This window comes from Streptomyces melanogenes (assembly GCF_014649795.1).
GTDB classification, from domain to species: domain Bacteria; phylum Actinomycetota; class Actinomycetes; order Streptomycetales; family Streptomycetaceae; genus Streptomyces; species Streptomyces noboritoensis.
Genome location: NZ_BMTS01000003.1, coordinates 99,530 through 125,996, shown reverse-complemented (window position 1 = coordinate 125,996; position 26,467 = coordinate 99,530). Strand labels below are relative to the sequence as shown.

Annotated in this window: 29 protein-coding genes and 1 tRNA gene; 14 read left to right on the top strand and 16 right to left on the bottom strand. The window is 72.2% G+C overall.

The features are described 5' to 3' along the window. Positions 1–8 precede the first annotated feature (8 nt). A complete protein-coding gene (locus tag IE252_RS07625; RefSeq protein WP_190088548.1) occupies positions 9–437 on the bottom strand; it encodes a hypothetical protein in 429 nt (142 codons plus the stop codon). Then, complete coding sequence (locus IE252_RS07620; RefSeq protein ID WP_190088547.1) at positions 437–1,039, bottom strand: hypothetical protein; 603 nt, start codon at positions 1,037–1,039, stop codon at positions 437–439. Before IE252_RS07620 ends, IE252_RS07625 begins: the two co-directional genes overlap by 1 nt. Positions 1,040–1,128: 89 nt before the next feature. Here IE252_RS07620 and IE252_RS07615 point away from each other — a divergent pair, with 89 nt between their 5' ends. Continuing rightward, complete coding sequence (locus IE252_RS07615; RefSeq protein ID WP_190088546.1) at positions 1,129–1,632, top strand: GNAT family N-acetyltransferase; 504 nt, start codon at positions 1,129–1,131, stop codon at positions 1,630–1,632. Between the two features lie 66 nt (positions 1,633–1,698). Here IE252_RS07615 and IE252_RS07610 read toward each other — a convergent pair whose 3' ends face one another. Next, the gene (locus IE252_RS07610) at positions 1,699–3,753 is read right to left on the bottom strand and encodes an MDR family MFS transporter (RefSeq protein WP_190088545.1); all 2,055 of its coding nucleotides are present in this window, start codon (positions 3,751–3,753) and stop codon (positions 1,699–1,701) included. Positions 3,754–4,357: 604 nt separating this feature from the next. Between IE252_RS07610 and IE252_RS43095 the strand changes: the two genes are divergently transcribed. Further along, positions 4,358–4,879 carry a peptidoglycan-binding domain-containing protein gene (locus IE252_RS43095; protein ID WP_229848087.1) on the top strand — a complete coding sequence of 174 codons (522 nt, stop codon included), beginning with the start codon at positions 4,358–4,360 and terminating at the stop codon, positions 4,877–4,879. 142 nt (positions 4,880–5,021) lie between these two features. After that, the gene (locus tag IE252_RS07600; protein ID WP_190088543.1) at positions 5,022–5,687 is read left to right on the top strand and encodes an HAD-IA family hydrolase; all 666 of its coding nucleotides are present in this window, start codon (positions 5,022–5,024) and stop codon (positions 5,685–5,687) included. An 81-nt stretch (positions 5,688–5,768) separates the two neighbouring features. On the opposite strand, the gene IE252_RS07595 is transcribed toward IE252_RS07600, so the two are convergent. Together IE252_RS07595 and IE252_RS07590 are read right to left on the bottom strand one after the other, a co-directional pair. Continuing rightward, positions 5,769–6,350, bottom strand: a complete 582-nt coding sequence (locus IE252_RS07595) for a TMEM165/GDT1 family protein (RefSeq protein WP_101388141.1) — start codon at positions 6,348–6,350, stop codon at positions 5,769–5,771. Positions 6,351–6,666: 316 nt separating this feature from the next. Then, positions 6,667–7,410: an ABC transporter permease gene (locus tag IE252_RS07590; RefSeq protein WP_190088542.1), complete on the bottom strand. Its 744-nt coding sequence runs from the start codon at positions 7,408–7,410 to the stop codon at positions 6,667–6,669. A 232-nt stretch (positions 7,411–7,642) separates the two neighbouring features. Between IE252_RS07590 and IE252_RS07585 the strand changes: the two genes are divergently transcribed. The 4 genes from IE252_RS07585 to IE252_RS07570 all read left to right on the top strand — a co-directional run bounded on the left by IE252_RS07585 (position 7,643) and on the right by IE252_RS07570 (position 11,504). Beyond that, positions 7,643–8,296: an HNH endonuclease family protein gene (locus tag IE252_RS07585; protein ID WP_190088541.1), complete on the top strand. Its 654-nt coding sequence runs from the start codon at positions 7,643–7,645 to the stop codon at positions 8,294–8,296. Between the two features lie 72 nt (positions 8,297–8,368). Continuing rightward, on the top strand, positions 8,369–10,024 hold the full coding sequence (locus IE252_RS07580; protein WP_190088540.1) for an alkaline phosphatase D family protein: 1,656 nt from the start codon (positions 8,369–8,371) through the stop codon (positions 10,022–10,024). Positions 10,025–10,220: 196 nt separating this feature from the next. Beyond that, positions 10,221–10,712 (top strand): DoxX family protein, encoded by a 492-nt coding sequence (locus IE252_RS07575; RefSeq protein WP_190088539.1) that lies wholly within the window; start codon positions 10,221–10,223, stop codon positions 10,710–10,712. 153 nt (positions 10,713–10,865) lie between these two features. Further along, positions 10,866–11,504 (top strand): DedA family protein, encoded by a 639-nt coding sequence (locus IE252_RS07570; protein ID WP_190088538.1) that lies wholly within the window; start codon positions 10,866–10,868, stop codon positions 11,502–11,504. 32 nt (positions 11,505–11,536) lie between these two features. Here the strand turns inward: IE252_RS07570 and IE252_RS07565 are convergent, their stop codons facing one another. Further along, entirely contained in the window at positions 11,537–11,767 is a 231-nt protein-coding gene (locus IE252_RS07565) for a DUF2277 domain-containing protein (protein WP_190088537.1), read from the bottom strand. A gap of 50 nt (positions 11,768–11,817) precedes the next feature. Here IE252_RS07565 and IE252_RS07560 point away from each other — a divergent pair, with 50 nt between their 5' ends. Together IE252_RS07560 and IE252_RS07555 are read left to right on the top strand one after the other, a co-directional pair. Beyond that, positions 11,818–12,243, top strand: a complete 426-nt coding sequence (locus IE252_RS07560; protein ID WP_190088536.1) for an RNA-binding S4 domain-containing protein — start codon at positions 11,818–11,820, stop codon at positions 12,241–12,243. Between the two features lie 116 nt (positions 12,244–12,359). Beyond that, positions 12,360–12,644: a hypothetical protein gene (locus tag IE252_RS07555; protein ID WP_190088535.1), complete on the top strand. Its 285-nt coding sequence runs from the start codon at positions 12,360–12,362 to the stop codon at positions 12,642–12,644. A 112-nt stretch (positions 12,645–12,756) separates the two neighbouring features. On the opposite strand, the gene IE252_RS07550 is transcribed toward IE252_RS07555, so the two are convergent. Both IE252_RS07550 and IE252_RS07545 read right to left on the bottom strand, forming a co-directional pair. After that, positions 12,757–13,524 (bottom strand): CbtA family protein, encoded by a 768-nt coding sequence (locus IE252_RS07550; protein WP_190088534.1) that lies wholly within the window; start codon positions 13,522–13,524, stop codon positions 12,757–12,759. Positions 13,525–13,542: 18 nt separating this feature from the next. Continuing rightward, positions 13,543–13,767 carry a CbtB domain-containing protein gene (locus IE252_RS07545; protein ID WP_190088533.1) on the bottom strand — a complete coding sequence of 75 codons (225 nt, stop codon included), beginning with the start codon at positions 13,765–13,767 and terminating at the stop codon, positions 13,543–13,545. 259 nt (positions 13,768–14,026) lie between these two features. Between IE252_RS07545 and IE252_RS07540 the strand changes: the two genes are divergently transcribed. After that, positions 14,027–14,596 (top strand): histidine phosphatase family protein, encoded by a 570-nt coding sequence (locus tag IE252_RS07540; protein ID WP_190088532.1) that lies wholly within the window; start codon positions 14,027–14,029, stop codon positions 14,594–14,596. A 46-nt stretch (positions 14,597–14,642) separates the two neighbouring features. Here the strand turns inward: IE252_RS07540 and IE252_RS07535 are convergent. Beyond that, a tRNA-Val gene (locus IE252_RS07535) sits at positions 14,643–14,714 on the bottom strand. A gap of 171 nt (positions 14,715–14,885) precedes the next feature. On the opposite strand from IE252_RS07535, the gene IE252_RS07530 reads away from it, so the two are divergent. The 3 genes from IE252_RS07530 to IE252_RS07520 all read left to right on the top strand — a co-directional run bounded on the left by IE252_RS07530 (position 14,886) and on the right by IE252_RS07520 (position 17,189). Beyond that, positions 14,886–16,289 carry a hypothetical protein gene (locus IE252_RS07530; protein WP_190088531.1) on the top strand — a complete coding sequence of 468 codons (1,404 nt, stop codon included), beginning with the start codon at positions 14,886–14,888 and terminating at the stop codon, positions 16,287–16,289. A 79-nt stretch (positions 16,290–16,368) separates the two neighbouring features. Then, the gene (locus tag IE252_RS07525; protein ID WP_190088530.1) at positions 16,369–16,926 is read left to right on the top strand and encodes a DUF4383 domain-containing protein; all 558 of its coding nucleotides are present in this window, start codon (positions 16,369–16,371) and stop codon (positions 16,924–16,926) included. Between the two features lie 50 nt (positions 16,927–16,976). Next, positions 16,977–17,189 (top strand): FmdB family zinc ribbon protein, encoded by a 213-nt coding sequence (locus IE252_RS07520; protein WP_190088529.1) that lies wholly within the window; start codon positions 16,977–16,979, stop codon positions 17,187–17,189. 51 nt (positions 17,190–17,240) lie between these two features. On the opposite strand, the gene IE252_RS07515 is transcribed toward IE252_RS07520, so the two are convergent. Genes IE252_RS07515 through IE252_RS07500 form a run of 4 tightly spaced genes read right to left on the bottom strand, consistent with a single transcriptional unit; the run spans position 17,241 to position 22,538 of the window. Next, positions 17,241–17,903 carry an O-methyltransferase gene (locus IE252_RS07515; RefSeq protein WP_190088528.1) on the bottom strand — a complete coding sequence of 221 codons (663 nt, stop codon included), beginning with the start codon at positions 17,901–17,903 and terminating at the stop codon, positions 17,241–17,243. Between the two features lie 20 nt (positions 17,904–17,923). Continuing rightward, positions 17,924–18,760 (bottom strand): HAD family hydrolase, encoded by an 837-nt coding sequence (locus IE252_RS07510; protein WP_190088527.1) that lies wholly within the window; start codon positions 18,758–18,760, stop codon positions 17,924–17,926. Next, on the bottom strand, positions 18,757–21,378 hold the full coding sequence (locus tag IE252_RS07505; RefSeq protein ID WP_190088526.1) for a phosphoribosyltransferase: 2,622 nt from the start codon (positions 21,376–21,378) through the stop codon (positions 18,757–18,759). The genes IE252_RS07510 and IE252_RS07505 overlap by 4 nt, the downstream gene beginning before the upstream one ends. Continuing rightward, entirely contained in the window at positions 21,375–22,538 is a 1,164-nt protein-coding gene (locus IE252_RS07500) for an HpcH/HpaI aldolase/citrate lyase family protein (RefSeq protein WP_190088525.1), read from the bottom strand. Before IE252_RS07500 ends, IE252_RS07505 begins: the two co-directional genes overlap by 4 nt. A 240-nt stretch (positions 22,539–22,778) precedes the next feature. On the opposite strand from IE252_RS07500, the gene IE252_RS07495 reads away from it, so the two are divergent. Then, positions 22,779–23,663: a TerD family protein gene (locus IE252_RS07495; RefSeq protein WP_190088524.1), complete on the top strand. Its 885-nt coding sequence runs from the start codon at positions 22,779–22,781 to the stop codon at positions 23,661–23,663. Positions 23,664–23,715: 52 nt separating this feature from the next. On the opposite strand, the gene IE252_RS07490 is transcribed toward IE252_RS07495, so the two are convergent. The 3 genes from IE252_RS07490 to IE252_RS07480 form a co-directional block, all read right to left on the bottom strand. Next, on the bottom strand, positions 23,716–24,450 hold the full coding sequence (locus IE252_RS07490) for a TerD family protein (protein ID WP_101388159.1): 735 nt from the start codon (positions 24,448–24,450) through the stop codon (positions 23,716–23,718). Positions 24,451–24,583: 133 nt separating this feature from the next. Beyond that, positions 24,584–25,729 carry a DUF475 domain-containing protein gene (locus IE252_RS07485; protein WP_190088523.1) on the bottom strand — a complete coding sequence of 382 codons (1,146 nt, stop codon included), beginning with the start codon at positions 25,727–25,729 and terminating at the stop codon, positions 24,584–24,586. Between the two features lie 89 nt (positions 25,730–25,818). Continuing rightward, positions 25,819–26,394 (bottom strand): TerD family protein, encoded by a 576-nt coding sequence (locus tag IE252_RS07480; protein ID WP_101388161.1) that lies wholly within the window; start codon positions 26,392–26,394, stop codon positions 25,819–25,821. Between the last annotated feature and the right edge of the window lie 73 nt (positions 26,395–26,467).

The window sequence follows — 26,467 nt, the reverse complement described above, 5'->3', positions numbered from 1 at the left end:
TGCTCCCCCTAAAGCTCCAACATCCGCTCCGTCAGCTCCCGGTAGTCGCGCAGCGCCACGCGGAGTTCCTCGGTGTCGCCCTTCGCCGGGACGGACTGGCGGCGTTCCTTGACCAGTTCCGCGACGCGTGCGGCCGTCTCGGCCAGTACCGCGTCGGCCTCCTCCACGGACTGCCGGGGCTCGTCGATGAAGCCGCTCACCGCGCGGTGCAGCCGCAGCGCCCACTTGTCGCGCTCCTCCGTGGGGAGCAGGGGGACGGGGGCCAGGTCGGCGGGCGGGGGTGGCACGGGCTGGTCGGTGGCGCTTGCCGCCGAACTGGCCGTAGCAGCAGGAGCCTCCACCGCCGCATCGGTCAGCGCCGGATCGGAACCCCGTACCGCCGGAGCCACCTTGCCCTCCGCCGAGCCCGTCCCCGCCCCGTCCTCGTCGCGCCGCATCACACCACACTCCCCTTCGCATGCCGCCGCGGCAGCGCCGGGCGACGGGTCGGCTGGGCGTGGCGCGGGCCCGCCGTGAGGAGTTCCTCGAACAGGGAGCGGGCCTCTATGACCGCCTCCCGGATCTCCTCCGTGTCGCCCGTGCCCCGCGCCGCGCGGTGCACCCTGCGGTAGCCGTCGAGTTGGCCCGCGTGGTGCACGGAGAGCGCCGCGAGCTGGTCCTCGTACGCCTTCGCCGCCGGGAAACCGCGCTCCTCGGCCAGCCGGGCGACCAGCTTGTCGGCCGCCTCGGCGGCCCGGCGCGGGGAGTCGACGAACTGTTCCTGGATGCCCGCCCAGCGCACGAGGTAGTGCTCGCGGGCCTCCGGCGGCAGCGGGCGTTCGGTGAGCGAGCCGTGCCGCTTCAGCCGCTCGGCGAGCTCCCGCTCGGCGGCCCGGCGGTCCCCGTCGTGCAGGACGACCGCCCGTTCGTACTCGGGGCCGAAGCGCCGCCGCAGCCCGCGCCCGCCGGTCGCCGAGCCGCGCAGGGCGAACCGGACGGCGACGGCGAGGGCGGCCAGGGCGAGCGCCGCGATCAGGACGACAATCACGATCGTGGACATGTCTGCCTTCCCGGTGAGTTGGTCCGTACCCGCCGGGTTGCCAGGAATTCGGTGGCCAAACGGCACCGGTCTCGGGTAGGCAGGCGCCCATGAGTTGGATCATGAACCGCGAGCCCTACGACTCCCCCGACGCGGCGCTGCTCCGCCGCGAGTACTACGACGAGGTGGCGAGCCGCTGGTACGGCCGCCCGGCCACCGCCGAGGAGATCGAGGAGGGCCTCACGGACGACGGCGCCGACCGGCTGCGCCCGCCGCTGGGCGACTTCGTGGTCGGCCGCCACGACGGCGTGGCCGGCGCCTGCGGCGGCATCCTGCTCTGCGAGACCGCCCCGGTCATCGACGGCACGGCCCCGGCCACCGCCGAGCTGACCAGGGTCTATGTACGCCCCGACCTGCGCGGCACCGGCGGCGGCGCGGCCCTCCTCACCACCCTGGAGACGGCGGCGCGCCGCCTCGGCGCCCGCCGCGTCGCCCTGGACACCCGGCACGACCTGGTCGAGGCGCGTGCGCTGTACGCGCGCAACGGCTATCGGGAGATCGAGGCGTACGCCCAACGGCCGTACGCGGAACGGTGGTTCGCGAAGGAGTTGTGAGAAGCAAGGGACTCACCTCGCGTGGTCGCGGCGCAGCCAAGGAGTTGTGAGGAGCCCGAGAAACGCTCATCTCGCGTGGTCGCGGCGCAGCTCCGGTCCCCTCGGGCGCTCCTCGTCCGAGCCGGACATCTCGGCCGTCAGCTCCTCCACCAGCTTGACCAGGTCGGTCGGGCGGTCCGGGCCCCACCAGTCGCCGAGCAGCTCGGACAGGGACTCCTCGCGGGCCCGGGCGAGCCGGACCGCCGTCGCCCGGCCCGCCTCGGTCGCGACCAGGGCGATCCCCTCGCGCACGGCGAGGCCGCGCTCCTCCAGCTGCCGGGCGCCCTCCGTGACCAGCCGCAGCGGTACGCGGGTGCGCTCGGCCACGAAGGCCGGTTCCGCCGAGCCGTAGTGGTGGATGCGCAGCAGCAGCCAGCTGGAGGCGGGCAGCAGGTCCAGGCCCGCCCGGGTGGTGATCTTCTCGTAGACCGCCCGGCGGCCCTCCCGGGTGCCGAGCACCGACAGCGCCCGCGCGCACTCGTCGTACGACGACCGCTCGACCGGATTGGAGGCCACGGTCTGGCTGACGTCGGGCGCGGTGACCGCGCCGCGCAGCTTGTCCTCGCGCAGGAACCAGGCGATCACGAAGGCGAGCAGGGTCACCGGCACCGCGTAGAGGAAGACGTCGGTGATCGACTGCGAGTAGGCGTGCAGGACCGGGGGCCGCAGCGTCGGCGGCAGCTCGGCGATCGTGCGCGGGTCCGCGGCCAGCTGGGAGGGCCCGGTGCCCGCCGGGAGGTCGCGGCCCGCCAGCGCGTCGGCGAGTTTGCCGTTGAGGCGGTTGGTGAAGATGGTGCCGAAGATCGCCACGCCGAAGGAGGCGCCGATCGAGCGGAAGAAGGTCGCCCCGGAGGTGGCCACGCCCAGGTCGGCGTACCCCACCGCGTTCTGGACGACCAGGACCAACACCTGCATCACCAGGCCGAGCCCCGCGCCGAACACGAAGAAGTACACGCTCATTTCCCAGGTGGAGCTCGTCTCGCTGAGCTCGTGCAGCAGGAGCAGCCCGACGGTGACGACGGCCGTGCCCGCGATCGGGAACACCTTCCAGCGGCCGGTGCGCGAGACGATCTGGCCGGACGCCGTCGACGTGATCAGCAGCCCGAGCACCATCGGCAGCATGTGCACGCCGGACATCGTCGGGGTGACGCCCTGCACGACCTGCAGGAACGTCGGCAGATAGGTCATCGCCCCGAACATCGCGAAGCCGATGACGAAGCTGATGACGGCGACGAGGGAGAACGTGCGGATACGGAACAGCTTCAGCGGAAGGACAGGTTCCGCAGCTCTCCGCTCGACCGCCACGAACGCGCCGAGCAGCACCGCGCCCAGCACCGCGAGCCCGACGATCTGCGCCGAGCCCCAGGCCCAGGTGGTCCCGCCGAGCGAGGCGACCAAGACCAGGCAGGTGGCGACGGACGCGATCAGGAAGGTGCCGAGGTAGTCGATGGTGTGGCGGGTGCCGTGCACCGGGATGTGCAGCACGGCGGCGATCACGAGCAGCGCGACCACGCCGATCGGGAGGTTGATGTAGAACACCCAGCGCCAGCTGAGGTGTTCGGTGAAGAGCCCGCCGAGCAGCGGGCCGAGCACGCTGGTCGCGCCGAACACGGCCCCGAACAGGCCCTGGTAGCGCCCGCGTTCGCGCGGCGAGACGAGATCGCCGACGATCGCCATCGACAGCACCATCAGCCCGCCGCCGCCAAGGCCTTGGACCGCGCGGAAGGCGATCAGCTGCCCCATGTTCTGGGAGACGCCGCACAGCGCCGAGCCGACGAGGAAGATGACGATGGCGGCCTGGAACAGCTTCTTCCTGCCGTACTGGTCGCCGAGTTTGCCCCACAGCGGGGTCGCGGCGGTGGACGCGAGCATGTACGCGGTGACGACCCAGGACAGGTGCTCCATCCCGCCGAGGTCGCTGACGATGGTCGGCAGCGCCGTCGAGACGATGGTCTGGTCGAGCGCGGCCAGCAGCATGCCGAGCAGCAGCGCACCGATGGCGACGAGTACGGTCCGCCGCTCCTGCCCGACGCCGGGCCCGGCGCCCGGGGAGAGCGCGGTGGAGGCCGTTTCCTGGGCCATGGGCCGCCCCTCTCTGTCTCAGCCGCCCCCGCTGTCTCCGCCCCGCCACTCTCCATCCTGATCGCAATGTCCGGATATGGCCTGCCGGGCCCGCCCGGGCCCCCTCGGTGCGCCTCCACGGGACCTGCATAATCGCAGGCAGTTCAAGGGGAGGGGACCCACGATGACGGGACACGTATGTCCTGAATGCGGTATGGAACGCGAGCCCACCGGCAGACCGGCCTGCACCTGCGCGCTACGAGCGGACCGCTCGGCCGAGGTGGCCGCGTCGGAGGACTTCGACCCGCTGCGGATCAGGCCGTATGTGACGTTGGAGGACCTGGGGAGCCGGGAGGGCGGCGAGGGGGCCGACCCGGCGATGACGATGCCGCTGCGACCGGTGCCGCCGCATGCCGGTCAGGGTCTGGGGTCGCCCATGCGGCCCGGGCTGGGGACGACAGGGCTCCCCGCTGACGAGCTTGGGGCGACTGCGGCATTCCGGACCACCCCTCAAGGGGCGCGGGGAACTGCGCGCCCAGCCACCCACGACCCGCAGACGACCGACCGCCGTCGACGCCGCCCCCTCCTCCTCGCCACTCTCGCCCTCGCCGCTACCGCGACCATCGTGGCTTTCGCAAGCGGCAGCCTCTTCGGCGGAGACTCCGGCACCGACGCCACCGGCCCGGCCACAACGGTCAGCACCGCCCCGGACCCCGCCACCACGTCCAGCTCCCCCTCCCCCACCACCGCGGAGCCCCGCACCACCCCCCACACCAGCCCCTCACCCCGCAAGAGCTCACCCTCCCCGAGCCGTACGCCCAAGGCCTCCACCAGCCCGTCCCGCCGCCCCGCGACGCCCACCCCCACCCCGTCGCAGGTCACCGGCACAGTCGACACCACGACCGCCCCGCCCGCGCCGCCCGCCACGGCCCCCGTGCTGCGCAAGGGCGACGACGGCCCCGAGGTCACCGAACTCCAGGACCGGCTGACCCAGTTGACGATCTACAACGGACGGATCGACGGCCACTTCGGCTCCAAGACGGAGAACGCGGTGCGTACGTACCAGTCGTACACGGGCCTGGAAAGCGACCCCCCGGGCGTCTACGGCCCGGAGACCCGCAGCGCCCTGGAGGCGCAGACGTCCTAGGGGAGTCGAGGGCCCCGCGACCAGGCCGGTTGGACCATTCGACCTTCATTTTGTATCGTGATGGAACAAAGTGGTTCCGCCCGTACTCCCTGACCGGCGGGCGGAGCCACTTGTCTCTGCTCCCGCACCCAGGAGTCCGCCGATGACGGCCACGCCCACGACCCTGACCGCCCGCGCCCTCCTGCTGGACATGGACGGCACGATCGTGAACTCCGACGCCGTGGTCGAGCGGTGCTGGCGCCGCTGGGCGGTGGAGCACGGGCTCGACCCCGAGGAAGCGCTGAAGGTCGTCCACGGCCGCCAGGGCTACGCCACCATGGCCGTCCTGCTGCCGGACCGCCCGATGGAGCAGAACCTCGCGGACAACCGCGTGATGCTCGCCGAGGAGACGGCCGACACCGACGGCGTCGTCCCCGTCCCCGGCGCCCCCGCCTTCATGGCCTCCCTCGCCGCGCTCCCGCACGCCCTGGTGACCTCGGCGAACGAGCCGCTGGCTCTGGCCCGGATGGGCGCGGCCGCCCTGCCGATGCCGCCCGTACGCGTCACGGCCGAGCACGTCGGCGCGAGCAAGCCGGACCCCGAGGGCTTCCTCAAGGGCGCCGCCGAACTGGGCTTCGCCCCGGCGGACTGCATAGTCTTCGAGGACTCCGAAGCGGGCATCCAGGCGGGCCTGGCAGCGGGAATGCGCGTCATAGGCGTGGGCCCGCGAGCGGCGGCACACAACCCGACGACGCACGTACCGGACCTGACACACGTAACGGTGACGGCGGAGCGGGACGGCACGCTGACGTTGCGAATCGCCCCGTAGGGGCGTTCTCAGGGGCGCGGGGAACTGCGCGACCAGCCACACACGGCCCGCAGACGAACACCGCGCCCCCAACCGCCGTCGTCAGCCGGCAATGGCCTCGAACAGGCTGAACCCGGCAAGCGCGGCCATGAGCGCCGCCGCCACCTTCGTGATGAGCCGCAGCGGCACGTACTTCATCAGCGTCCGCCCGCCCAGGATCCCCAGCCCCGCCACCGCCCACAGCGCCAGCACCGCCCCGACACCCACCGACAGCGGGCTGTCGTACCGCGCGGCCAGGTTCGCGGTCATGATCTGCGTCAGGTCCCCGAACTCGGCGACCAGGATCAGCATGAACCCCGCCCCGGACACCTTCCAGAAGGACTGGTCGGCCGGGGCCTTCACGCCGTCCTCCTCCTCGTCCTTCTTGAACAGCAGCATCGCCGCGCCCGCGAGGAAGAGGACGCCCACGATCGCCTGGAGCAGCCGGTGCGGCAGCAGCGTGAGCACGCTGCCCGCCGCGATGGCGAGCGCGACGTGCAGCAGGAACGCCGCCGCGACGCCGACGAACACGTACGACGCCTTGTAGCGGGTGCCGAGCATCAGACCCGCGAGCGCGGTCTTGTCGGGGAGCTCGGCGAGGAAGACCACGCCGAAGGTGATCGCCAGGATGGTGAAACTGAGCACGGAAGAGTCCTCGATCGGTCGGGCGCGGCGCGGCCGTACCGAGAGCGTGTCACGAAAGGAATCCGGGGTCGCTTCGGCACAGCAGCTGCGCCATGAAGCGGAAAGCGGTCATGGTTCACTGCGGCCGAAGGTCTCGCTGGCGAGGCCCTCGCGGGCCTGCCTCCGGGCGCCGGCTGGGGTCCCTCCCGAGGGAGAGTCCAGCAGTATGTCGACGTTCCGGCGAAGAGCTACTCCCCTTCTGCTCCGTACAGAATACGGGACACCGCCCCGCACCCGTCAGGGACCAAAGTCCCCCGCCCAGGGAGCGGGGCCGAGGTCACCCCGCCGCATCCCGGTGCACCCGCCCCCGCCCCACCAGCTCCAGCACCACCGACACCGCCACCGCCTGCACCGCCATCAGCGCGACAAGCACGAACAGCTGCACCGCCCCCGCCTGCACCGGTGACGCCCCGCCGAGCAGCATCCCCACGAACGCCCCGGGCAGCGTGACGAGCCCCACGGTCCTGGTCTGGTCGAGGCCGGGCAGCAGCGCGTCGGACGCGGCCGGCCGGGCCACCTCCAGGCGCGCGTCCCGGTCGAGCAGCCCGAGCGCCATCCCCGCCTCCACCTCGCCGCGCCGCACGGTCAGCTCGTCCAGCGCGCGCCGCCCGCCGAGCACGGTCGCGGTGAGCGCGCCGCCGATGAGGATGCCGGTGACGGGGATGAGCGCGATGCCCTTGACCGGGACGAGCCCGGTCAGCAGCAACAGCCCCACCACCGGGGCCACCCCCGCCGCGATCGGCAGCGCGGCCCACCACCAGGTGCCGTTGGGCGTCATCCGCCGCCCGGCCGTGCGCACCGCCACCGCGTACATCAGCAGCAGGAAGCAGAGCAGCAGCGGCACCGAGCCGACCACCCAGTGGATGGCGCTCGCCACCACCGCGAGCTGAACGGCCGCGCGCACCCCGGCGACCAGGATCTCCTTCGCCCGGCCGAGCCGCGCCACCGCCGCGACACCGGCGGCGACCAGGAGCAGTACGGCGAGAACGACCCCGAGCGTGACATTGACGGGCAGCAGCACGCGCCCACCGTACGCCGGGACTCGCCCCGTACCGGGTGGTGCAACCGTGGCATACGGGGCGTCAGTTACCTTGCGGGACAAGGGTGTCAAGAGCGCCGCACCCCTTGATGTGACGTGCCCATGTCGCCACTCTGTTACCTGGCGCCCACCCCCAGGAAACCTGGCGCCGCCACGATGACCGGGCCGCGCACCCGCGCGCCCGGCCAAGTCCCCCCACACCAAGGGAGTTCGCATGTCAGGTGTCTACGCGCGTCGAATAGCCAGGCTCTCCGCGCTCACCGCCTCCGCCGCCCTCCTCGCCACCGCGAGCCTGCTCACCGCCCCCGGCGCCCAGGCCGCACCCCCCACCCCGGTCAGCGCCGCCACCGCCCGCAGCTACCTCGCCGCTATGAACGCCACCCCGGAGGGCTCCTCCGACGGCTACAGCCGCTCCAAGTTCCCGCACTGGATCACCCAGTCCGGCACCTGCAACACCCGCGAGGTCGTCCTCAAGCGCGACGGCACCAACGTCGTCACGGACTCCAGCTGTGCGGCGACCAGCGGCAGTTGGTACTCCGAGTACGACGGCGCCACCTGGACGGCCGCCGCCGACCTCGACATCGACCACGTCGTCCCGCTCGCCGAGGCCTGGCGCTCGGGCGCCAGCTCCTGGACGACCGCGCAGCGCCAGGGCTTCGCCAACGACCTGACCCGGCCCCAGCTGATCGCGGTCACCGACAACGTCAACCAGGCCAAGGGCGACAAGGACCCGGCCGAATGGCTGCCCTCGCGCACCGCGTACCGCTGCACGTACGCCCGGATGTGGGTGGACGTGAAGCACTACTACAACCTGACCGTGGACTCCGCCGAGAAGTCCGCGCTGCAGTCGGTCCTCAACGGTTGCTGACAACGGCTGCTGACAGCTGACTATCTCGCCCCTCCGTCCTTCCGTACCGTACGGAGCGACGGAGGGGACGAGATGGCCGGACTGCGCCTGGGACCACTGCTGCGGTACGTCGACGGCGGGTCCGGCACGTCGGCCACGGTCTGGGTGGAGGCGGACCGGCCCTGCACGGCCGAGGTGCGCTGCCCGGACGGCGCCGGCGGCTCCGCCCGTACGTTCCAGATCGCCGGGCACCACTACGCCCTTGTCCCGGTCACCGGTCTCACCCCGGGCGCCGCCACCCCGTACGACGTGCTGCTCGACGGGCGGCGGGTCTGGCCGCCCGAGCGCTCCCCCTTCCCCCCGTCGGTGATCCGCACGCCCGGCGTGGCCCCGCTGCGGGTCGCCTTCGGGTCCTGCCGGTGGGCCGCCCCGCCCAAGGGCGAGCGAGACCCCGCCGGGCCGGACGCCCTGGACACGCTCGCCACGGCCCTCGCCGCACAGCTGGCCGCCGACCCGGACGCCGAGCGGCCGGACGTGCTGCTGCTCCTCGGCGACCAGGTGTACGCCGACTCCGTCTCGCGGGCGACCCGCCGCTGGCTCGCCGCCCGGCGCGATCTGGCCGACCCTCCGGGGGCGCAGGTCGGGGACTACGACGAGTACACCCGGCTCTACGACGAGTCGTGGGGCGACCCCGAGGTGCGCTGGCTGCTCTCGACCGTGCCGAGCTGCATGGTCTTCGACGACCACGACGTGATCGACGACTGGAACACCAGCGCCGCCTGGCTGGCCGAGATGCGCGCCACCGCGTGGTGGTCGGAGCGGCTGGTCGGCGGGCTGATGTCGTACTGGGTCTACCAGCACCTCGGCAACCTCCCGCCCACCGACCTCGCCACCGATCCGTTGTACGCGGCGGTGCGGAGCAGCCCCGACGGGACGGACGCGCTGCGCCGGTTCGCGGCCCAGGCGGGCACCGATCCGGCCGCCGTGCGTTGGAGTTACCGCCGCGACCTCGGGCGCGTACGGCTGCTGATGGTGGACAGCCGGGCGGCCCGGGTCCTGGACGAGCAGAAGCGCGCGATGCTCGACGAGGCGGAGGCCGACTGGGTGCGGGAGCAGGTGCTCGACGGGTCCGGCTCGTACGACCACCTGCTGGTCGGGACCTCGCTGCCGTGGCTGCTGCCGCCGCTCGTCCATGACGCGGAGGGCTGGAACGCGGCGCTGTGCCGGGGCGAACGCGGCCCGCGCTGGGCGCGGTTCGGCGAGAAGCTGCGCCGCCGAGCGGATCTGGAGCACTGGGCGGCCTTCCCCTCCTCCTTCTCCGGGCTCGCGGAGCTGATCGCCCGCGCGGGCTCCGGACCGCAGGCGCCCGCCACGGTCTGCGTGCTCTCCGGCGATGTGCACCACGCCTACCTCGCGGAGCCGGTCTGGCCCACCGGCGGCCCGGACGCGCGCGTGCTCCAGCTGACCTGCTCACCGGTCCACAACTCGGTGCCCGCGACGCTCCGGGCCGCGTTCCGCTTCGGGTGGAGCCGGTGGGGGCGGCGGCTCGGGCGGATACTGGCCCGGCACGGCCGCCTCGGCGCGCCGCCGGTGCGCTGGCGCCGGACGGGCGGCCCCTGGTTCGGGAACCAGCTGATGACGCTGACGCTGACCGGGCGCACGGCCCGGCTCCGGCTCGACCAGGCGCGGGCGGGACGCGGCGGGGCCGCCCGGCTGGTCACGGTCCTGGACGAGGACCTGACTCCGTAACCCTGGTGACCCTGCGTCCCGCCGCGTTTGCGATACGTCCATGTATGACCCCCGTAAAGATGAATTCCAGCCAACCCTGATCTGAATCCAACCGGAATTAAGCCATCTACTTAAACTTGAACTTGCAAGTACTACTCAGGTCTACCTAACGTGGAGGCTCCACCGGCCCCGTCCCCCACCGAAGGAGCCCGTCCCCATGGCTTCCCCCACGTTCCCCTCCGCTCTGAACACCGAGCGCGCCAAGCCCTACGTCCTGGCGCTGTTCCGGATCGTCACCGGCTTCCTCTTCGCCTGCCACGGCGCCGCCTCGCTCTTCGGCTGGTTCGGCGGCGCGGCCGGGACCGGCGGCACCCTCGAGACCGGCGCCTGGCCCAACTGGTACGCCGCCGCCATCCAGCTCGTCGGCGGCCTGCTGATCATGGCCGGACTCTTCACCCGCTCCGCCGCCTTCCTCTCCTCGGGCTCCATGGCGTACGCCTACTTCGACGTCCACCAGTCCGGCGCGCTGCTCCCGCTCCAGAACGGCGGCGAGAACGCCGCGATGTTCAGCTGGGTCTTCCTGCTGCTCGTCTTCACCGGTCCCGGCGCCCTCGCCCTCGACCAGCTGCTCGGCGGCCGCGCCACGGCCGCCCTGCCGGAGGCCGGCGCCGCCGCGACCCCGAGCACCCCGGCGGGCACGGCGCGCTGACGCCCCGCCACACCGAACGACCGTTCACCGGCTCGCCGGTGACACCCCACCCCCGAACGGAAACCCCACGCGCCCCAGGCGTACGCTGTACGGCTGTACAGCGACCCGGCCGCAGACCAGCGACAGCGGGGCGCATTCCGTTCGGGGGTCGTAGTGCTGGAGAGTGTGGGGTCGCTGACCGGCAGCCCATGGATTTACGCCGTGGTGACTGTCTCCGTTCTCCTGGACGTGTTCCTCCCCGTCCTGCCCAGCGGGGTCCTGGTGATCACCGCCGCGACCTCCGCGGCGGCCGGTTCGACCACCGCGGCGGGCGCCCCGCACGCCATACGCGACGTGCCCGACCTGCTCCTCCTCGCCGCCTGCGCCGCCGCGGCCTCGGTGCTCGGCGACCTCGTCGCGTACCGCCTCGCCTGGCGCGGCGGGGCGCGGCTCGACAAGGCCATCGCCCGCTCCCGGCGGCTGACCCGCGCACAGGAACGTCTCGGCGCCGCGCTGAGCCGGGGCGGCGGCGCGCTCGTCGTCATCGCCCGGTTCGCCCCGGCGGGCCGGTCCGTCGTCTCGCTCGGCGCGGGCGCGGCACACCGCACCCCCAAGGAGTTCCTGCCGTGGTCCGCCCTCGCCGGGGTGGCCTGGGCGGGCTACAGCGTGGGCCTGGGCTACTTCGGCGGGCGCTGGCTCGGCGCGACCTGGCTCGGCACGGGCATCTCCGTCCTCGCCCTGTTCGCGGCGGGCTCCCTCGCCGCCTACGTCATGCGCCGCCCCCAGGCCGCGGTGGCCGGCCCGGCCGCCTGACGCACGCGACCGCGCCCCCCGCGCGGGTGCGGTTACGCCGGGGTCCTGACCGGCACTCCCCGTATCTCCAGGCCTTCGAGCAGCTCGGCCGTGGCCCGCGCTATCTCGTCCACCGCCCGGTCGAAGACCTCCCTGTTGTGCGCGGCGGGCGCCCGGAAGCCGGACACCTTGCGCACGTACTGGAGCGCCGCCGCGCGGATCTCCTCGTCGGTGGCCTCCTCGGGGAGGGCCGGCGGCCTGAGCGTCTTGATGCTTCTGCACATGCCTCAAGTGTGACGGGTACCACTGACAACGGCCTCGGTAGAGTCGGGGCATGGCGGCAGCAGACGAGGTGAAGGCACAGGGGCCCAAGGGGCCGACCGCACCGGCGGGGCCCTCGGAGCCCGTACGGATCGACAGCTGGATCTGGTCCGTACGGCTCACCAAGACGCGTTCCATGGCGGCGACGGCGTGCCGCGCCGGGCACGTCCAGCTCAACGGCGAGCGGGTCAAGCCCGCGCACACCGTGAAGGTGGGCGACGAGGTGCGGCTGCGGCTCGAGGGGCGGGAGCGGATCGTCGTCGTCGCGAAGGTCATCCGCAAGCGGGTGGGCGCGGCGATCGCCGCCGAGACCTATGTCGACAACAGCCCGCCGCCGCCCGCTCGCTCGGACGTGCTCGCGGCCGGGGTGCGCGACCGGGGCCTGGGCCGGCCGACCAAGCGGGACCGCCGGGAGATGGAACGGCTGCGCGGGCTGTAGGGGCGCACGAGGCGTTGGCCGGTAGGTAACTCGGAGGCCAACTCCCGCCGTACCGGAGTAGCTTGGAGGACCGGGGGCCAGGGGAGCCCCCGGAACCGTCCCTAGAGGAACACGCCATGATCCTGTTACTGATCGTTCTGGCGCTGGTCCTGTACGGCTTCGGCTTCAGTCTCGGCGGCATAGTGTTCTGCGTCGCCGTGGTGGCCGTACTCTTCAGCGCCCCACGCCGTGGCCGCTCCACGGCACCGTCCGGCGGCTCGTCCGGAGCCGGCGGGTCCAGCCGTGGCGGCCAGGACACGGACTACCGGGCCTACCGCGCCCGCCGGGACCGGATGGACCGGTGGGAGCGGCGCTACCGCAGGGAACGGCAGAGCCGTCTGTTCTCCCTGCGCCGCCCCTGACCGATCGAGCGCCACCGCGAACAGCACACCGCACCACGCACTGAGCACGACCCACGCGCGCGAGGGCCCCGGACCGAAGCGGTCCGGGGCCCTCGTGCGTGCGGCGCGCCCGTCAGTGGGCGGCCGCGGCCTTGCTGTCGACGCCCGTGCCACGGGGCTCGGCCGCGGCGGCCTTGGGCACCAGCAGCCGTTCGGCGAGGTAGCCGAAGACCAGCCCGAAGCCGGCCCACAGCGTGACCTGGATGGCGAGGGCGGCCAGGCGGAACCTCCACAGCAGCGTCGCCGGGAAGTCCTTCGGCACCTCGTTGACGGCGGGCAGGAACGCGTACGCGAGCCCGACCGCGACCAGGAAGGCGGCCGAGGCGACGACGGTCGCGTTCCAGTTGCCGAGGCGGGGCGCGAGCCGCTTGCCGAGGATCACCGCGGCGACGGCGAGCAGCACGCTCAGCGCGATCATCAGGAAGTACAGGGCGGTGCGTTTGCCGATCGTGTCGGGGTCACCGATGGACGGCGGGTTCGCCGGGTACTTCAGGAACGGGACGACGTAGACGGTCAGGAGCGCGCCGAGCGAGACGAGCGCCGCGGTGGCGCGCGGCCCGAACCGGCCGATCCGGCCGAGCGCGACGCAGAACGCGAGCGCCGCGATGCCGCCGATGGCCACGCCGAACACGAGCACACCGGTGGCGAGGCCGCCGGTGGACTGCAGGGTGCGGCTGAACACCTCTTCGCCGTGTTCGTGCGCGTGCGCGTCCTCGAAGTCGATGGCCGCGTCCACCCGGGGCTCGCCCAGGACGTACGCCACGACGAGCGCCAGGAGGCCCGCGGCGAGGCCGGCGAGCATGCCCCGCACCAACAGGGCTCTGACGGACAGGGAGTTCACGAGTCGGTACCCCTGGTCTCAGTGGCAGGGGAAGCCGAGCAGGTGGCGTCCGTCGTGCAGCCACTCGTGGACGTCCTCACCGGAGAAGACGCTGGTGGCACCCTGCTCGGAGCCGACGAAGTACAGCAGGACGAGCATGAGGATGCCGAAGAAGAGCGCCCAGGGAGCGATCGCCTTGAGCGATATGGGGGTGATGGCCGACGTTGCATCTGCGCTGGGCGCAGGGGCGGCGGAGAGAGCCACGGCAGAACCTCCTGGGGAACACGCGTCCCGGTCATTGGTGCCTTTGTCGACGGTGGTGGGTCTGACTTCCCCGTCTTCGCTCCCTGTTGAGGGCGCTCGCCGGGTTCACAGTGGCGCGACCGTGCCGGAATCTCACCGGGCTTCCTTCACACCGTCTTTATGTCGACGAGACCGTACCGCGTGCGGGACCGCGCCGCTACGGCGCGCGGGTGCACAACCCCCGCGCCAAGTGCGCGAACGGCCGTGCTCTGCTTGACCCATGACCGTACGCGTGATGTTGATCTCACCCCCGGCCGACCGCTACGCGCGCGAGGCGAGAGTCGGAGACGACGCGGCCGCCCCGGACGAGGGCGCGGTCCGCAGGGTCAAAGACGCGGCGGCGGCGCTCGCGGTACCGGCCCGCCGACTGAAACCGCCCTCCTCGCTCTACGAGTTGGCGGACGGCCTGCCCACGTGCGACGAACCGGCCCTGGCCGACTGGGATCTGGGCCGGTGGCGGGGGCGGCGCCTTGACGAACTGAGCACGGCGGATCCCTCGGGGGTACGGGCGTGGCTCACCGATCCGGGGGCGGCGCCGCACGGCGGGGAGAGCCTGCTCGCGCTCGTCGCGCGCGTGGGCGCGTGGCTGGACACGCTGCCCGCGGCGGGCGGCCGGATCCTCGCGGTCGCCTCCCCGGCGGTGGTCCGCGCCTCCGTGACCCACGCCCTGGCCCTGCCGCCCGCGTCCTTCTGGCGCCTGGACGTGGCCCCGCTGACCCTGACGGAGCTCTCGGGCCGCGCGGGCCGCTGGAACCTGCGGTGCGGGCGCCCGGCGGAGGGGGCGCGGTAAAGACGAAGGCCCCCCGCCGTGACCGGCGGGGGGCCTTCACCACGCGTGGGCATGGACGGTTTCGAACCGCCGACATCTGCTTTGTAAGAGCAGCGCTCTACCCCTGAGCTACACGCCCGTGGCACATCCGTGGATGAGGGAACAGCGTACATGGCCCCCCGGGCAGGGCTGCAAACCCGTTCGCCGGGGCAGGCGGGTCGGCGGGGCGGTGCGAACTAATCGGCCGGTGTGTTCGTCACTACCTGGTGGGAGAATGAACCGGCAGGCGGACACGGCACGGGAGAGGGATGTGACGGCGACACACGCGCGGCCGTACAGCAGAGCGGGTGCCATCGTCCCCGGTGTCGGAGTGCGGGCGGCCGGGGGCCGGCGGGCCCTGACGGACGCGCTCGCGCTCGTCGCGCTGCCGCTGGTGCTCGGGGCCGCGCTGCTGCCCGGCGCGTTCGCCGGAGGCGGGACTCGGCGCTGGTTCGGCGGGCGCGGCGAGAGCGTGCGGGCCGACGCGCAGGCCGCCAAGGACGCGGCGGCCGCCGCCTTCTACGAGCTGGACACCGCCCAGCGGGACCTGCGGATCTCCATCGAGACGATCACCGCCGTGGACAGCTCGCCGCGCGCCCGCAAGGCCGTGGACGACTTCGCGGCGCTCGGCCGGCGGATCGACGAGGTCAGCAACGACTACATCACCGCGGTCGACGCGCACGACCTGGACCGCGACGACCTGGACGCCTCGGTGGCCTCCCGGGCCCGGGGCGAGCTGACGAAGGCCAAGGACGACCTCGTCCGGGTCAAGGGCGAGCTCGACCGGTTCGAGCAGAGCCTGGGGCCGCTGCTGTCCACCGCCGAGACCCAGCTGGCGCGGCTCGCGCCGGCCGTGGAGCGGGCGCGACAGGCGCTCCTGGCCGCGAGCACCGCTCTCGACGCGGTGCGGGCGTCCGGACTGAGAGCGGACGATCTCGCCGCCCGCCTCGCCGCCCTCGGCCCCGAGCTGACCCGGCTCAACCAGGGCGCGGGCCGGCACGGCGTGCCGGAGACCCTGGAGCGGGCCGACCGGGTGCTGCGGGAGGCCGAGGGCGTGCGCGCCGAGGCCGAGCGGCTGCCCGAGCGGGCCGCCGAGATCGACCGCCGCCTGGTCTCGCTGCGCACCCGCGCACAGGCGCTGACCACCCGGGCCGGGACCGTCGACCCGGTCCTGAGCGAGCTGCGGCGCCGGTTCGCGGCCGCCTGCTGGCAGGACCTCCAGCAGGTCCCCGAGCAGGCGCTGGTGAACGTCCGGCAGGCCGAGGAGAAGCTGAAGGAGGCGGCCGCCGCGCGCGACGAGCAGCGCTGGGCCGACGCGACCTCCCGGCTGAGCACGGTCAGGGCGCTGCTCAACACCACCGACGAGGCGGTCTCGGCCGCCGGGGACCGGCTCCAGCGGCTCAACGCCGTGGCGAAGGACCCGCAGCAGGAGATCCAGCGGACCCGGTTCGCGATCCGGGACGCGCAGCGCCTGGCGATGTCCGGCCGCAGCACCCCGGACCCGCGCCACGCCCGCCCCCTCGACGACGCCGTGGCGCGCCTGGAGCGCGCGACCGCCACGCTGGAGGGCCGCCACCCCGACTACTGGCACTTCCTCACCGAGACCGAGGCGGTCCGCCAGAGCGCCGCGCGCGTGGTGGCCCAGATCCGCGAGGAGCGGGGGCACGGGGCCTGACGGCCGTCACCGGGACGAGTTGTCGCGGCCGCGCGACGGGCGGATCCTGGGAGGTACGGACGACACGAGGAGGCCGCCCATGGCCACCCAGCCGCTTCATCCCCTGCGCCACCCCCTGCGCACCCCCCATGTGTCCCTCGACGAGCACCTGCCCGTCGACCACCGGCTGAGCCAGGTGTACCGCTTCGGCGCCGGGATCATGGGGCTGTTCCTGCTCGTCTTCGGCATCCTGGGCCTCACCCACAACATCGGGTTCTTCGACACCGGGGGCAAGGAGGTCGCCGGGCTGAGCACCAACGGCACGCTCAGCGTGATCTCGATCGTCGTCGGCGCGCTGCTCCTGTACGGCATGGTCAGGGGCGGCAACTTCGCGTCCTGGCTGAACATGTCGCTCGGCGTGCTCTTCCTGATCAGCGGGTTCGTGAACCTGGCCCTGCTGGACCGCGGCTCGCAGAACTTCCTCGCCTTCAAGATGCAGAACGTGATCTTCAGCTTCCTGGTGGGTCTGGCGCTGATGGTCTTCGGGATGTACGGGCGGGTCAGCAGCCACCTGCCACATGACAACCCGTACTGGAAGGCGCGGCGCGAGGCGGAGGCGCAGGCGGAGCCGGGCGTGCGGGAACGGCCGCTGCGGTAGGCCCTGCGGTAAGCCGCACCCCGCCGCCGCCGGGCGGTTAGCCTGGGGGCATGCCTCGCTATGACTACCGGTGCCGCTCGTGCGGCGACACGTTTGAAGTCAGTCGGCCCATGGCTGAGTCGGCCGCACCCGCGGTGTGCCCTGCCGGGCATGGGGACACGGTGAAGTTGCTGTCCACCGTGGCTGTGGGCGGGATGGCCAAGGGTGGGCCTGCGCCGTCGCCGTCCGGCGGTGGGTGTTGTGGTGGGGGCTGCTGCGGCTAAGTGCTTTGACTGCGGGCCGAATGTGGCTGGTCGCGCAGTTCTTCGCGCCCCCTAGCGTCGCTTACGCGACAAAGTGAGGCCGTCTGCCACGATCAGCATCACGCTGTCCATCCGCTCGTCCCGCCTCACATGCTCGTTGAAACGTTGGATCCCGGCGGCGGGACCGGTCGCCGCCGGGTCCACGACCTCGCCGTGGAAGAGCACGTTGTCCACCGCGATGAGGCCGTTCTGGCGCATCCTGGGGACCAGTTCCTCCCAGTACGCGATGTAGTTGTCCTTGTCCGCGTCGAGGTAGGCGAAGTCGATGTGCGGCTCGGTCGGCATCGCCCGCAGGGTGTCGAGCGCCGGAGCGATCCGCAGGTCCACTTTGTGCGCCACGCCCGCCTTCGTCCAGGCCTCGCGCCCGTACGCCGTCCACTCCTCGGAGATGTCGCACGCGATCAGCCGTCCGTCGTCGGGCAGCGCCTGTGCCATGGCGAGCGCCGAGAAGCCGGTGAAGGTGCCGACCTCCACCACGTGCCGGGCGCCCGCAAGCCGGACGAGGAAGGCGAGCAGCGGGGCCTGCTCCTCGGCCGACTGCATGCCCGCGTGGTCGGGCAGCCGGGCGTACGTCGTCTCCACCAGCTCGCGCTGCACCGCGTCCAGGGGCGGGTTGTGCGCCAGCATGTACGCGTACAGCTCGTCGGTGATCTTCGTGGTGTTTCCCTTGGTCATACGGGCGAGTATGCGACCGGTCAGGTCGTGGCGGGCGCATTCCGGGAGGCCGTGGCGCGGGTGGCGAACCGGCGCACGATCTCCTCGCCCGCCAGCACGCCCCGCTCGTCGAGGACGTCGACGTGCGGCGCGGTCCAGCCGGACTCCGCGAGCTCGCCGTGGCCCGGGCGCCAGCCCTCGTCGGCGGCGAGCAGCAGGTCCGCGTCGAGGAGCGAGTCCCCGGCGGCCAGGGTGAGTTCGGCGCCGGTGCGGCGGGCCACCTCGTGCACGGCCGCGCTCTTGGTGAGCGGCTTGGGCACCGCGTAGATCTTGCGGCCCTGGAGCGAGACGGTCCAGCCGCGCTCCTCGGCCCAGGCCGTCAGCTCCTTGACCCAGTCCCCGGGCAGCAGCGCGCGCTCGACCACGAGGTACGCGAACAGGTCCTCGGCGACCCGCTCCTTGCGCAGCCAGGCCGGGTCGGCGGCGGCCGCGATGTGGGCGCGTACCTCGTCGAGCGGGGCGCACTCGGCGGCGATGCGGGCGTCCACCAGGCGCCGCCAGTCGCGGTCGGCGACCCCGTCGACGAGCAGCTGCCCGCCGTTGGCGCAGATCGCGAACTTGGCGGGCAGGCCGGGCAGTTGGATGCGCTGGTACTGCTTGCGGGTGCGGGTGGTGGTGGGCACGAAGACCGTGTCCGGGTCCGCCTTGAGCGCGGCGAGCAGGGTGGCGGCGTTCTCGGTCATGTACGAGAGCGGCTTGTGCTCGTGGATCTCGACGCAGAGCAGCCGGGGGGCCCGGGGGTCCGGCATGGTCAGGTCGAGGGCCGCCGCCGAGTAGATGAGCGTACGGTCCAGATCGCTGGCTATCAGGGTGCTCATCGGGAGGCCACCGCCTTGCCGTCGGCGCCGGTCGCCCCGCGCGTGTACTGGGGGTGGATCAGTCCGACACAGCTGTACGGCAGGTCGTCGACCCATTCCACCGGTACCCCGCGCTGCTCCGCAAGGAGGCGTACGTGGTCGAGGTCGGCCCCGGCGCCCCGGTGGGCCAGGATCTTCCAGGGGACGCGGCGCAGCAGGACGCGGGTGGTCTCGCCGACGCCGGGCTTGACGAGGTTGACGTCGTGGATGCCGTACTCCTCGCTGATCCGCTCGACGGCGGCCCAGCCCTCCCAGGTGGGGGTGCGGTCGGTGCCCTGGAGCGCCTTGGCCTCGCGCTCGACGTCGGCGGCGACGTCGTCGAAGCGGGCGGCGACGGCGTCCAGGAAGTCCACCGAGACGTCGGAGTCGGCCAGTTCGCGGTAGAACTTGGCGCCGTGGAAGTCGCCGGGCCCGATCAGGTCCTTGCGCAGCACGGTCCGCGATATCAGCCCCGACACGGTCGAGTTGAGGCACGCGGAGGGGATGAGGAAGTCCTCGCGGGTGCCGTACGTACGGACGCAGGAGCCGGGGTCGGCGAGGACGGCGATCTCCGGGTCGAACCGGTCGAAGTCGGGGAACTCGCGGATCGCGGCGGCCAGTTCGCGGGTGATGGCGCCCTTGCCGGTCCAGCCGTCGACGAAGACGACGTCGGCGGGGTCGTGGTGGGCGGCGAGCCAGCGCAGCGCGTTGGGGTCGATGCCGCGGCCGCGCACGATGGAGACGGCGTAGTGCGGCAGGGCGAGCCCGTGCCGCCGCTGGGCCCAGCGGCGCATCAGGACGCCCACGGGGGTGCCGGCGCGGGCCAGCGAGACGAGGACGGGCCTCGGCGACCGCTCGGCGAGGACGGTCTCGGTGACCGTGCCGACGGCCCGCGCGATCCGGTCGGCCGAGGCGTCCAGGGCGGCGCGGAAGAGCTCCTGGTACTGGGGGGACGGCTGGTACTCGACCGGCAGCGACTCCGCGTAGTGGGCGCCGCCGCTCTGGATCGCCTCCTCGCGCTCCTCGGTCGGCGCCTCCAGCTCGACCCCGGACAGGTCCTTCAGCAGCCAGCCGACCTCGTCGGGCGCGTACGAGGAGAATGCGGGCCCGCGGAGGGGTTCGGGCAGGGGCTCGGACATGGGGGCACCTTCGGGTACGTACGAGGGGACGACGGCCAGCACGACGTGCGGGATGTGCGCGGCGAGCCTGGCCAGCAGGCCGTCGGGGGCGTGCAGTGCGGGGGTGTCGGCGGCGGAGTCGACGACGGCCACGACGGTGTCGTACCCGGCGCCGGCCACGTTGTACGCGTAGCGCTCGCCGGGGCCGTCGGAGGGGTTGTCGTGGGCGGGGAAGACGAGGCGGGTCCGGATGGCGTAGCCGGGGTCGTCCACGGCGAGGACGGGGGACCGGGTGGTGGTGGAGAAACGGACGTCCGCCCCCGTCTCTTCCAGGGCGAGGGCGAGCCGCAGGGGCGCGTACATCAGCTCCTCGAACCCGAGGAGGAGGGTACGGCCGGGGGTGCGGCCCAGGGCGCCCTTGATGGCGGCAGCCATCTGCGGAAGCGCGGCCTCCAAGACCACCCGGTGAGCCGGGGTGAACCCGTGGCGCCCCCCGTCGGGCACGCCGTCCGGCCAGCGGAGGTCGACGCGGGTCGGGGCTGGGGTCGAAGGAACGGCGCCCGGCGCCGGGGTGCCGCTGTGCCCACCCGTGCCGCCCCTAGCGGCACGATTGCCCACAGCGGCGGCAGCATGAGCGGCGGCCGCAGGGCCACCTGTAGCGACAGCAGCAGGAGCAGCCACACGCGCAGCATCAGCCGCAGGCGCCGCAGCCGCCCGGTCAGGGCTTTCGGGAAGGGGCGGGGTGGGGGAATTCTCGTGCTCGGCCACCAGGGCCTGGCCCTTTTCCAGCACTCCCTCCGGGAGCAGAACCGTTCCTGCCGCCAGGGTCACCAGGGACACCTCCGCCCCGATCTCCGCCGCGAACGTGGTCAGGCGGGTGCGGTCCTCCGGGGAGCGCATGTCGACCAGGGCGACTATCACGTAGCGGGGACGGGGGTAGCGCGCGTGCAGGGCGCGGATCGTGTTCAGGACCGTGTTGCCCGTCGAGAACTCGTCGTCGACGAGGACCAGCACCCCGTCCCCCGCCAACAGCCCCGGATCCTCCGGCAGCAGCAGGTGGGAGGTGGCGTGGGAGTGGGACTCCTCGAAGCCGCCCGCCCGCGCGACCCCGTCGACGGGGCGGCGCGTGGAGTGGAGGTAGGGCGCGACGCCCAGACCGTCCGCCACCGCGTGGCCCAGGCCCGTCGCCGTCTCCGCGTAGCCCAGGACGACCGCCCCGGCCGCCTCGGGGCCGAGCAGCTCCCGTACCTCCTCACCCAGCGCGAACCCCGCCCCGTACACCCGCGAGGGCCGCTGCGGCACGTGCTTGCCCAGCACGTTGGAGACGAGCAGATGCGCCCGCTTGGGGTTGCGGCGCAGGGCGAGGCCCAGCAGCTCGGGCAACCGCTCGTCACCCTGGAGTTCGACCCCGAGCCGCTCCGCGACCCACGTTCCCGACCAGACACCCACGTTGTCGACGCTCTCCGTCTCGATCTCGATCATCCGGCCAGGCCGGCGGTCAGCAGCTCCACGAAGCCGGTGTCCTCGTTGGCGACGCCGAAGACCTCGGCGCGCAGCAGAGTCCGCTCGGCCCACGCGCGGTGCGGCTTCACCTCGTTCATCTTGTTCGTATACGCGGAGCGCAGCACTCCGCCGCCGCCCCGCTCCGGCCGCAGGATGTCCTGGGCGTCGCTGTACTCCTCGTGGCTGACCACCGACAGCGCGTGCACCGGCACCACGTGCGAGGGGTGGATGCAGGTCTTGCCGAGCAGCCCGTTGGCGCGGTCGAGCTCGATCTCGCGCAGCAGGCCGTCGATGTCGTGCTCGATCAGCGCGTCGCGCAGCTCCTCCGCGCGCCCCTCAAGGAAGGGGCTGCGGCGCAGCTGGGGCTTGAACATGCGCTCCTGGAGCCGGAAGTACTCCCACACCGGCCCGGTGATCGTGAAGCCCGTGCCGTCGGCGCGGCCGAGCACGTTGACCACGTCCGCGATCACCCCGGCCACGATCTGCACGTCGTACGCCGTCATGTCCGGCGAGCGCCGCAGCCCGTACGCCGAGCAGAAGTCGGTCACCCCCAGCCGCAGCGCCAGCACCCGCTCGCGGTACTTGTCGACGGTCCTGGCGATGCCGGTCAGCGTGTCGCAGCGGGTCTCCAGATGCAGCAGCTCGGGCGATTCGAGCACCGGCATGGCGAAGAGCCGCCGCCCGCTGGCCGCCTCGGCCGCGCCGAGCGCCTCCAGGAACGGCACGCCACGCTCCTCGGTGAACTTCGGAAGTACGAATCCGGACAGCATCCGCACCGAGGAGCCGAGCCGCTGCACCAGATCGGGGATCTGGGCGGGCTCGCGGACCCGGATGAACAGCAGCGGGGTCTGTCCGCCGCGCGCGTCGAGGTCGGCGAACTGGCGGACCAGATTGGCCTCCGCCCCCGCCACCTCGGCGTCGTCGATCGAATCCTCCAGGCAGAGCACCATGGACACGACACCACGGCGGGCCTGCTTGAGGACGTCGTCGGCGAGCGTGGGGCGGGTCGCGGGACTGTAGAGCGTGGCCCCCAGGGCGGCGGACAGCACGCGCGCGGGAGAGTCCGCGCTGAACTCGGCGGGCTCCCGGTGGAACAGGTCCTTACGAGCAGCAGGCGGAACGTGCCCGAAGTGACGCATATGGATTCCCCTGTACTGCAACGATGGCCCGGACTGAGTGAGGGTGGGTGGCCGGTAATAGTACGTAAGAACACATGTCGCGAGTTCCCCGCAGGTGTGAAATCCAGGTAACCCGCCCGCGCCCTTCCCGTGTCGCGGGCGGACGCGGTACGTAACGTACGTACCGCTCATCTGCGGGACAAGGCCGCGCTCGGGCCCCCGCGTTGTCCGGGCGGGCGGCGGGAAGGCAGGATTGCGACCATGACGCACGCGATGCTGAAGGGATCCAACGTCCCGCTGGACGCCATGGCCGTGAGGGCCGTGCTCCGCTGGACGCCGGGCGCCGACGTCCCGGACGTGGACGCCTCGGCGCTGCTGCTCGCCGCCGACGGCCGGGTGCGCTCCGACGAGGACTTCGTCTTCTACAACCAGCCGCGCCACCCCTCGGGCCTGGTGCGGCGGCTGCCCAAGAAGCGGGTCGGGGACGGGCTGACCGACACCATCGAGGCGGATCTGGCCGCGCTCGACGCGTCCGTCGACCGCGTCCTGGTCACCGCCTCCTCGGACGGCGCGACCTTCGGATCCGTCCGTGACCTGCGGGTCCTGCTGTACGACGCGGGGCCGGTCGTCGCCGAGCCGCTGGCCGTCTTCGATGTGAAGGCGGAGACCGGCGAGGAGACCGCGATCATCTGCGGCGAGCTCTACCGGCGCGGCGACGCGTGGAAGTTCCGCGCCGTGGGGCAGGGCTATCCGACCGGTCTGGTGGGCCTGGCGACGGAGTACGGGATCTCCGTGGACGAGGACGGCGACGGGGCCGAGGAGGGCGCGGACACCGGCTCGTCCGGCGCCCAAGCGTCGACCCACGGCCACTCCGCGTCCGTGCCGCAGCCGCACGCCGCTCCCCCGGCCCGGCCGCAGCCGCAGACCCAGCCCTATGTGCCGCCGCTGCCGGCCGCCTCGCCGCCCTCCTACGGCTATCCGCACCCCGCGCCGCCGCAGCACCCGCCCGTGCACCAGCCCTCGTACGGCTATCCGCAGCCCGCCTCCGCCCAGTCCGGCTACGGCTATCCGCAGCCGGTGGCGGCGCACGCGGGAGAGCCGGAGTTCACGCTGCCGCCGATGGGGCCGCAGTTCATCCGGCAGTGACGGGCGGGGCCGGGCGGGCGGTGGCCCGCCGGGCGCGCTCACGGGCGCACTCTCAGGCCTTCGTCTTGTAGCCGCGCCCCCACTGGAGCCCCCATCCGTAGAGCCGGTCCAGCTCGGCCTGGAAGCCGTACACGAACTTCACCTCGCGCCGCACGACCATGTCCCCCTTGACGTTCTCGATGGTGACGACCGCGCAGGAGCGGGCCTGCGGGGCGTGCTCGTCCAGGTCGATCTCTATGCGCGGGCCGTTGCTCGGGTAGAGCGTGACCTTGGCGTGCGTACGGTCGAAGGCGGGCGTCTGGTCGTAGATGTAGACGAAGACCAGCAGCCGCTTGATGGACTCGCGGTGGTCGAGGTTGACGTAGATCGTCTCGCCGGACGGCGAGCCGAACCGGTCGTCGCCGCTGAGCTGGACGTACGGCGCCGCGTTGGTGGCGCCGAAGAAGCCGCCGAGCGGCTGCACCACGCCCTTGGAGCCGTCGTTCAGCTCGTAGAGGCAGCCGAGGTCGAGGTCGACGTTGACCACGCCCTGGGTGTGCGCCTGGACCACGTCCGGCTTGAACATCTTGAACGGGTGCCGCAGCACGCTGGACCCCGACCGGCCGCCGAAGTCGGAGGTGCGCATCCGCCACGACAGGTTGACGCGCAGGGACCCGGAGTTGGCGCCCTGCTTGCCGAGCGAGACCACCGGGTGCCGTTTGGTCAGCTCGATGGCGTTGCTCGCGGCGCTGCCCGTGTCGAACTGCGCCGAGGGCCTGCCGCGCAGCAGGCTGTCCCAGAAGGCCATCTGTTCCCCACCCCTATACGAACCACAGTGAACGGCCCCGCATCAGAAGAACGGCGGGGCGGCCGGAAGGCGCGAACCTCCCGGCCGCCCCGCTCAGAGCGTTCCGCAATCGTCGACGGGTCACACCACGGATTCAGACCCCCGTGGAGACTTCCGCCTTCTCACTGAAATCCCCGCCGCCCTCCGCGGCGATCCGCTTGTTGCGGCGCACCGAGGACCAGAAGGACCAGGCGATCAGGACGACGCCGACGAGGCCGGTGATGACCTCGTTGATCTCGTACTGGATGGTGACCAGGAGGATCACGGCGAGGGCGCCGATCGCGTAGTGCGCGCCGTGCTCCAGGTAGACGTAGTCGTCGAGGGTGCCCTGGCGGACCAGGTAGACCGTGAGGGACCGCACGTACATGGCGCCGATGCCGAGGCCGAGCGCCATCAGGACGATGTCGTTGGTGATGGCGAAGGCGCCGATGACGCCGTCGAAGGAGAACGAGGCGTCCAGGACCTCGAGGTAGAGGAACATGAAGAACGCGGCCTTGCCGGCCAGCAGGACCGCCGAGGCGCCGCCCTTGCCGCTCTTCTTGGCCGCTTCCTCGGCCTCCAGCTCGGCTTCCTCCTCTTCCTCCAGCTTGTCCTCGAAGTAGCCGGAGAGGCCGCCCACGATCATGTACGTGATCAGACCGGCGATGCCGGAGATGAGGACCGTCTCACCCTTGTCGGCGTGCGCCCCGCCGTGCAGGTGGGCGTGGGTCGCGAAGGTCATCGAGGAGACGAGCAGGACGCCGAGGGCGATGGCGACCGAGAGCATGTCGACCTTGCCGAGCTTGGCCAGCGGCCGCTCGATCCAGCGCAGCCACTGGATGTCCCGGTCCTCGAAGATGAAGTCCAGGAAGATCATGAGCAGGAACATGCCACCGAAGGCGGCGATCGACGCGTGCGCGTCGGTCACCAGTTCCTTGTAGTGCTCCTTCTCGTTCAGCGCGAGGTTGACGGCCTCGATGGGGCCGATCTTGGCGCTGATGGCGACGATGACGACGGGGAAGACCAGCCGCATGCCGAAGACGGCGATGAGCACACCGATCGTGAGGAAGATCTTCTGCCAGAAGGCGTTCATCTTCTTCAGGATTCCGGCGTTGACCACCGCGTTGTCGAACGACAGCGAGATTTCGAGGATGGACAGGATCGCCACGATCCCGAAGGCGGTCCAGCCGTCGTAGAGCACTGCCAGGGCCAGACCGACCGCAGTGATCACGAATGACCAGCCGAAGGTTTTCAGAATCACTGACTTCCCCATCTAGCTAGGCGGGGTCCCCCCAGACGGACGTCTGGGGGAGGGTCTCCCCCCGCGCCGCACCCTACTTGGGCACGGCTTTACGAAACGTTGACCCCGAAGTCTAGAGCGATCCCCCGCAGTCCGGACGCGTACCCCTGACCCACTGCACGGAACTTCCACTCGCCGCCGTAGCGGTAGAGCTCGCCGAAGATCATCGCGGTCTCGGTGGAGGCGTCCTCGCTCAGGTCGTAGCGCGCGAGCTCCTTGCCGTCGGCCTGGTTGACCACCCGGATGAAGGCATTGCTGACCTGGCCGAACGCCTGGCCGCGGGCGTCCGCCTCATGGATGGAGACCGGGAAGATGATCTTGTCGCAGCCGGCCGGCACCTTCGTCAGGTCGACGATCAGCGACTCGTCGTCGCCCTCGCCCTCACCCGTCAGGTTGTCCCCGGTGTGCTCGACCGAGCCTTCGGGGCTCGTCAGGTTGTTGTAGAAGACGAAGTACTCGTCGCCGAGCACCCGGCCGTTGGCGCACAGCAGTGCGCTGGCGTCGAGGTCGAAGTCGGCCCCGGTGGTGGAACGCGCGTCCCAGCCGAGGCCGACCAGCACCTGGGTGAGGTTCGGTGCGGCCTTGGACAGGGAGACATTGCCCCCCTTGGCGAGCGTGACGCCCATGATCGTGAGTCCTCCCCTGAGTGACGGACGAAGGGTTGAGCGCGTCCGGCGCCGCACGGGGAGTGCGGCGCCG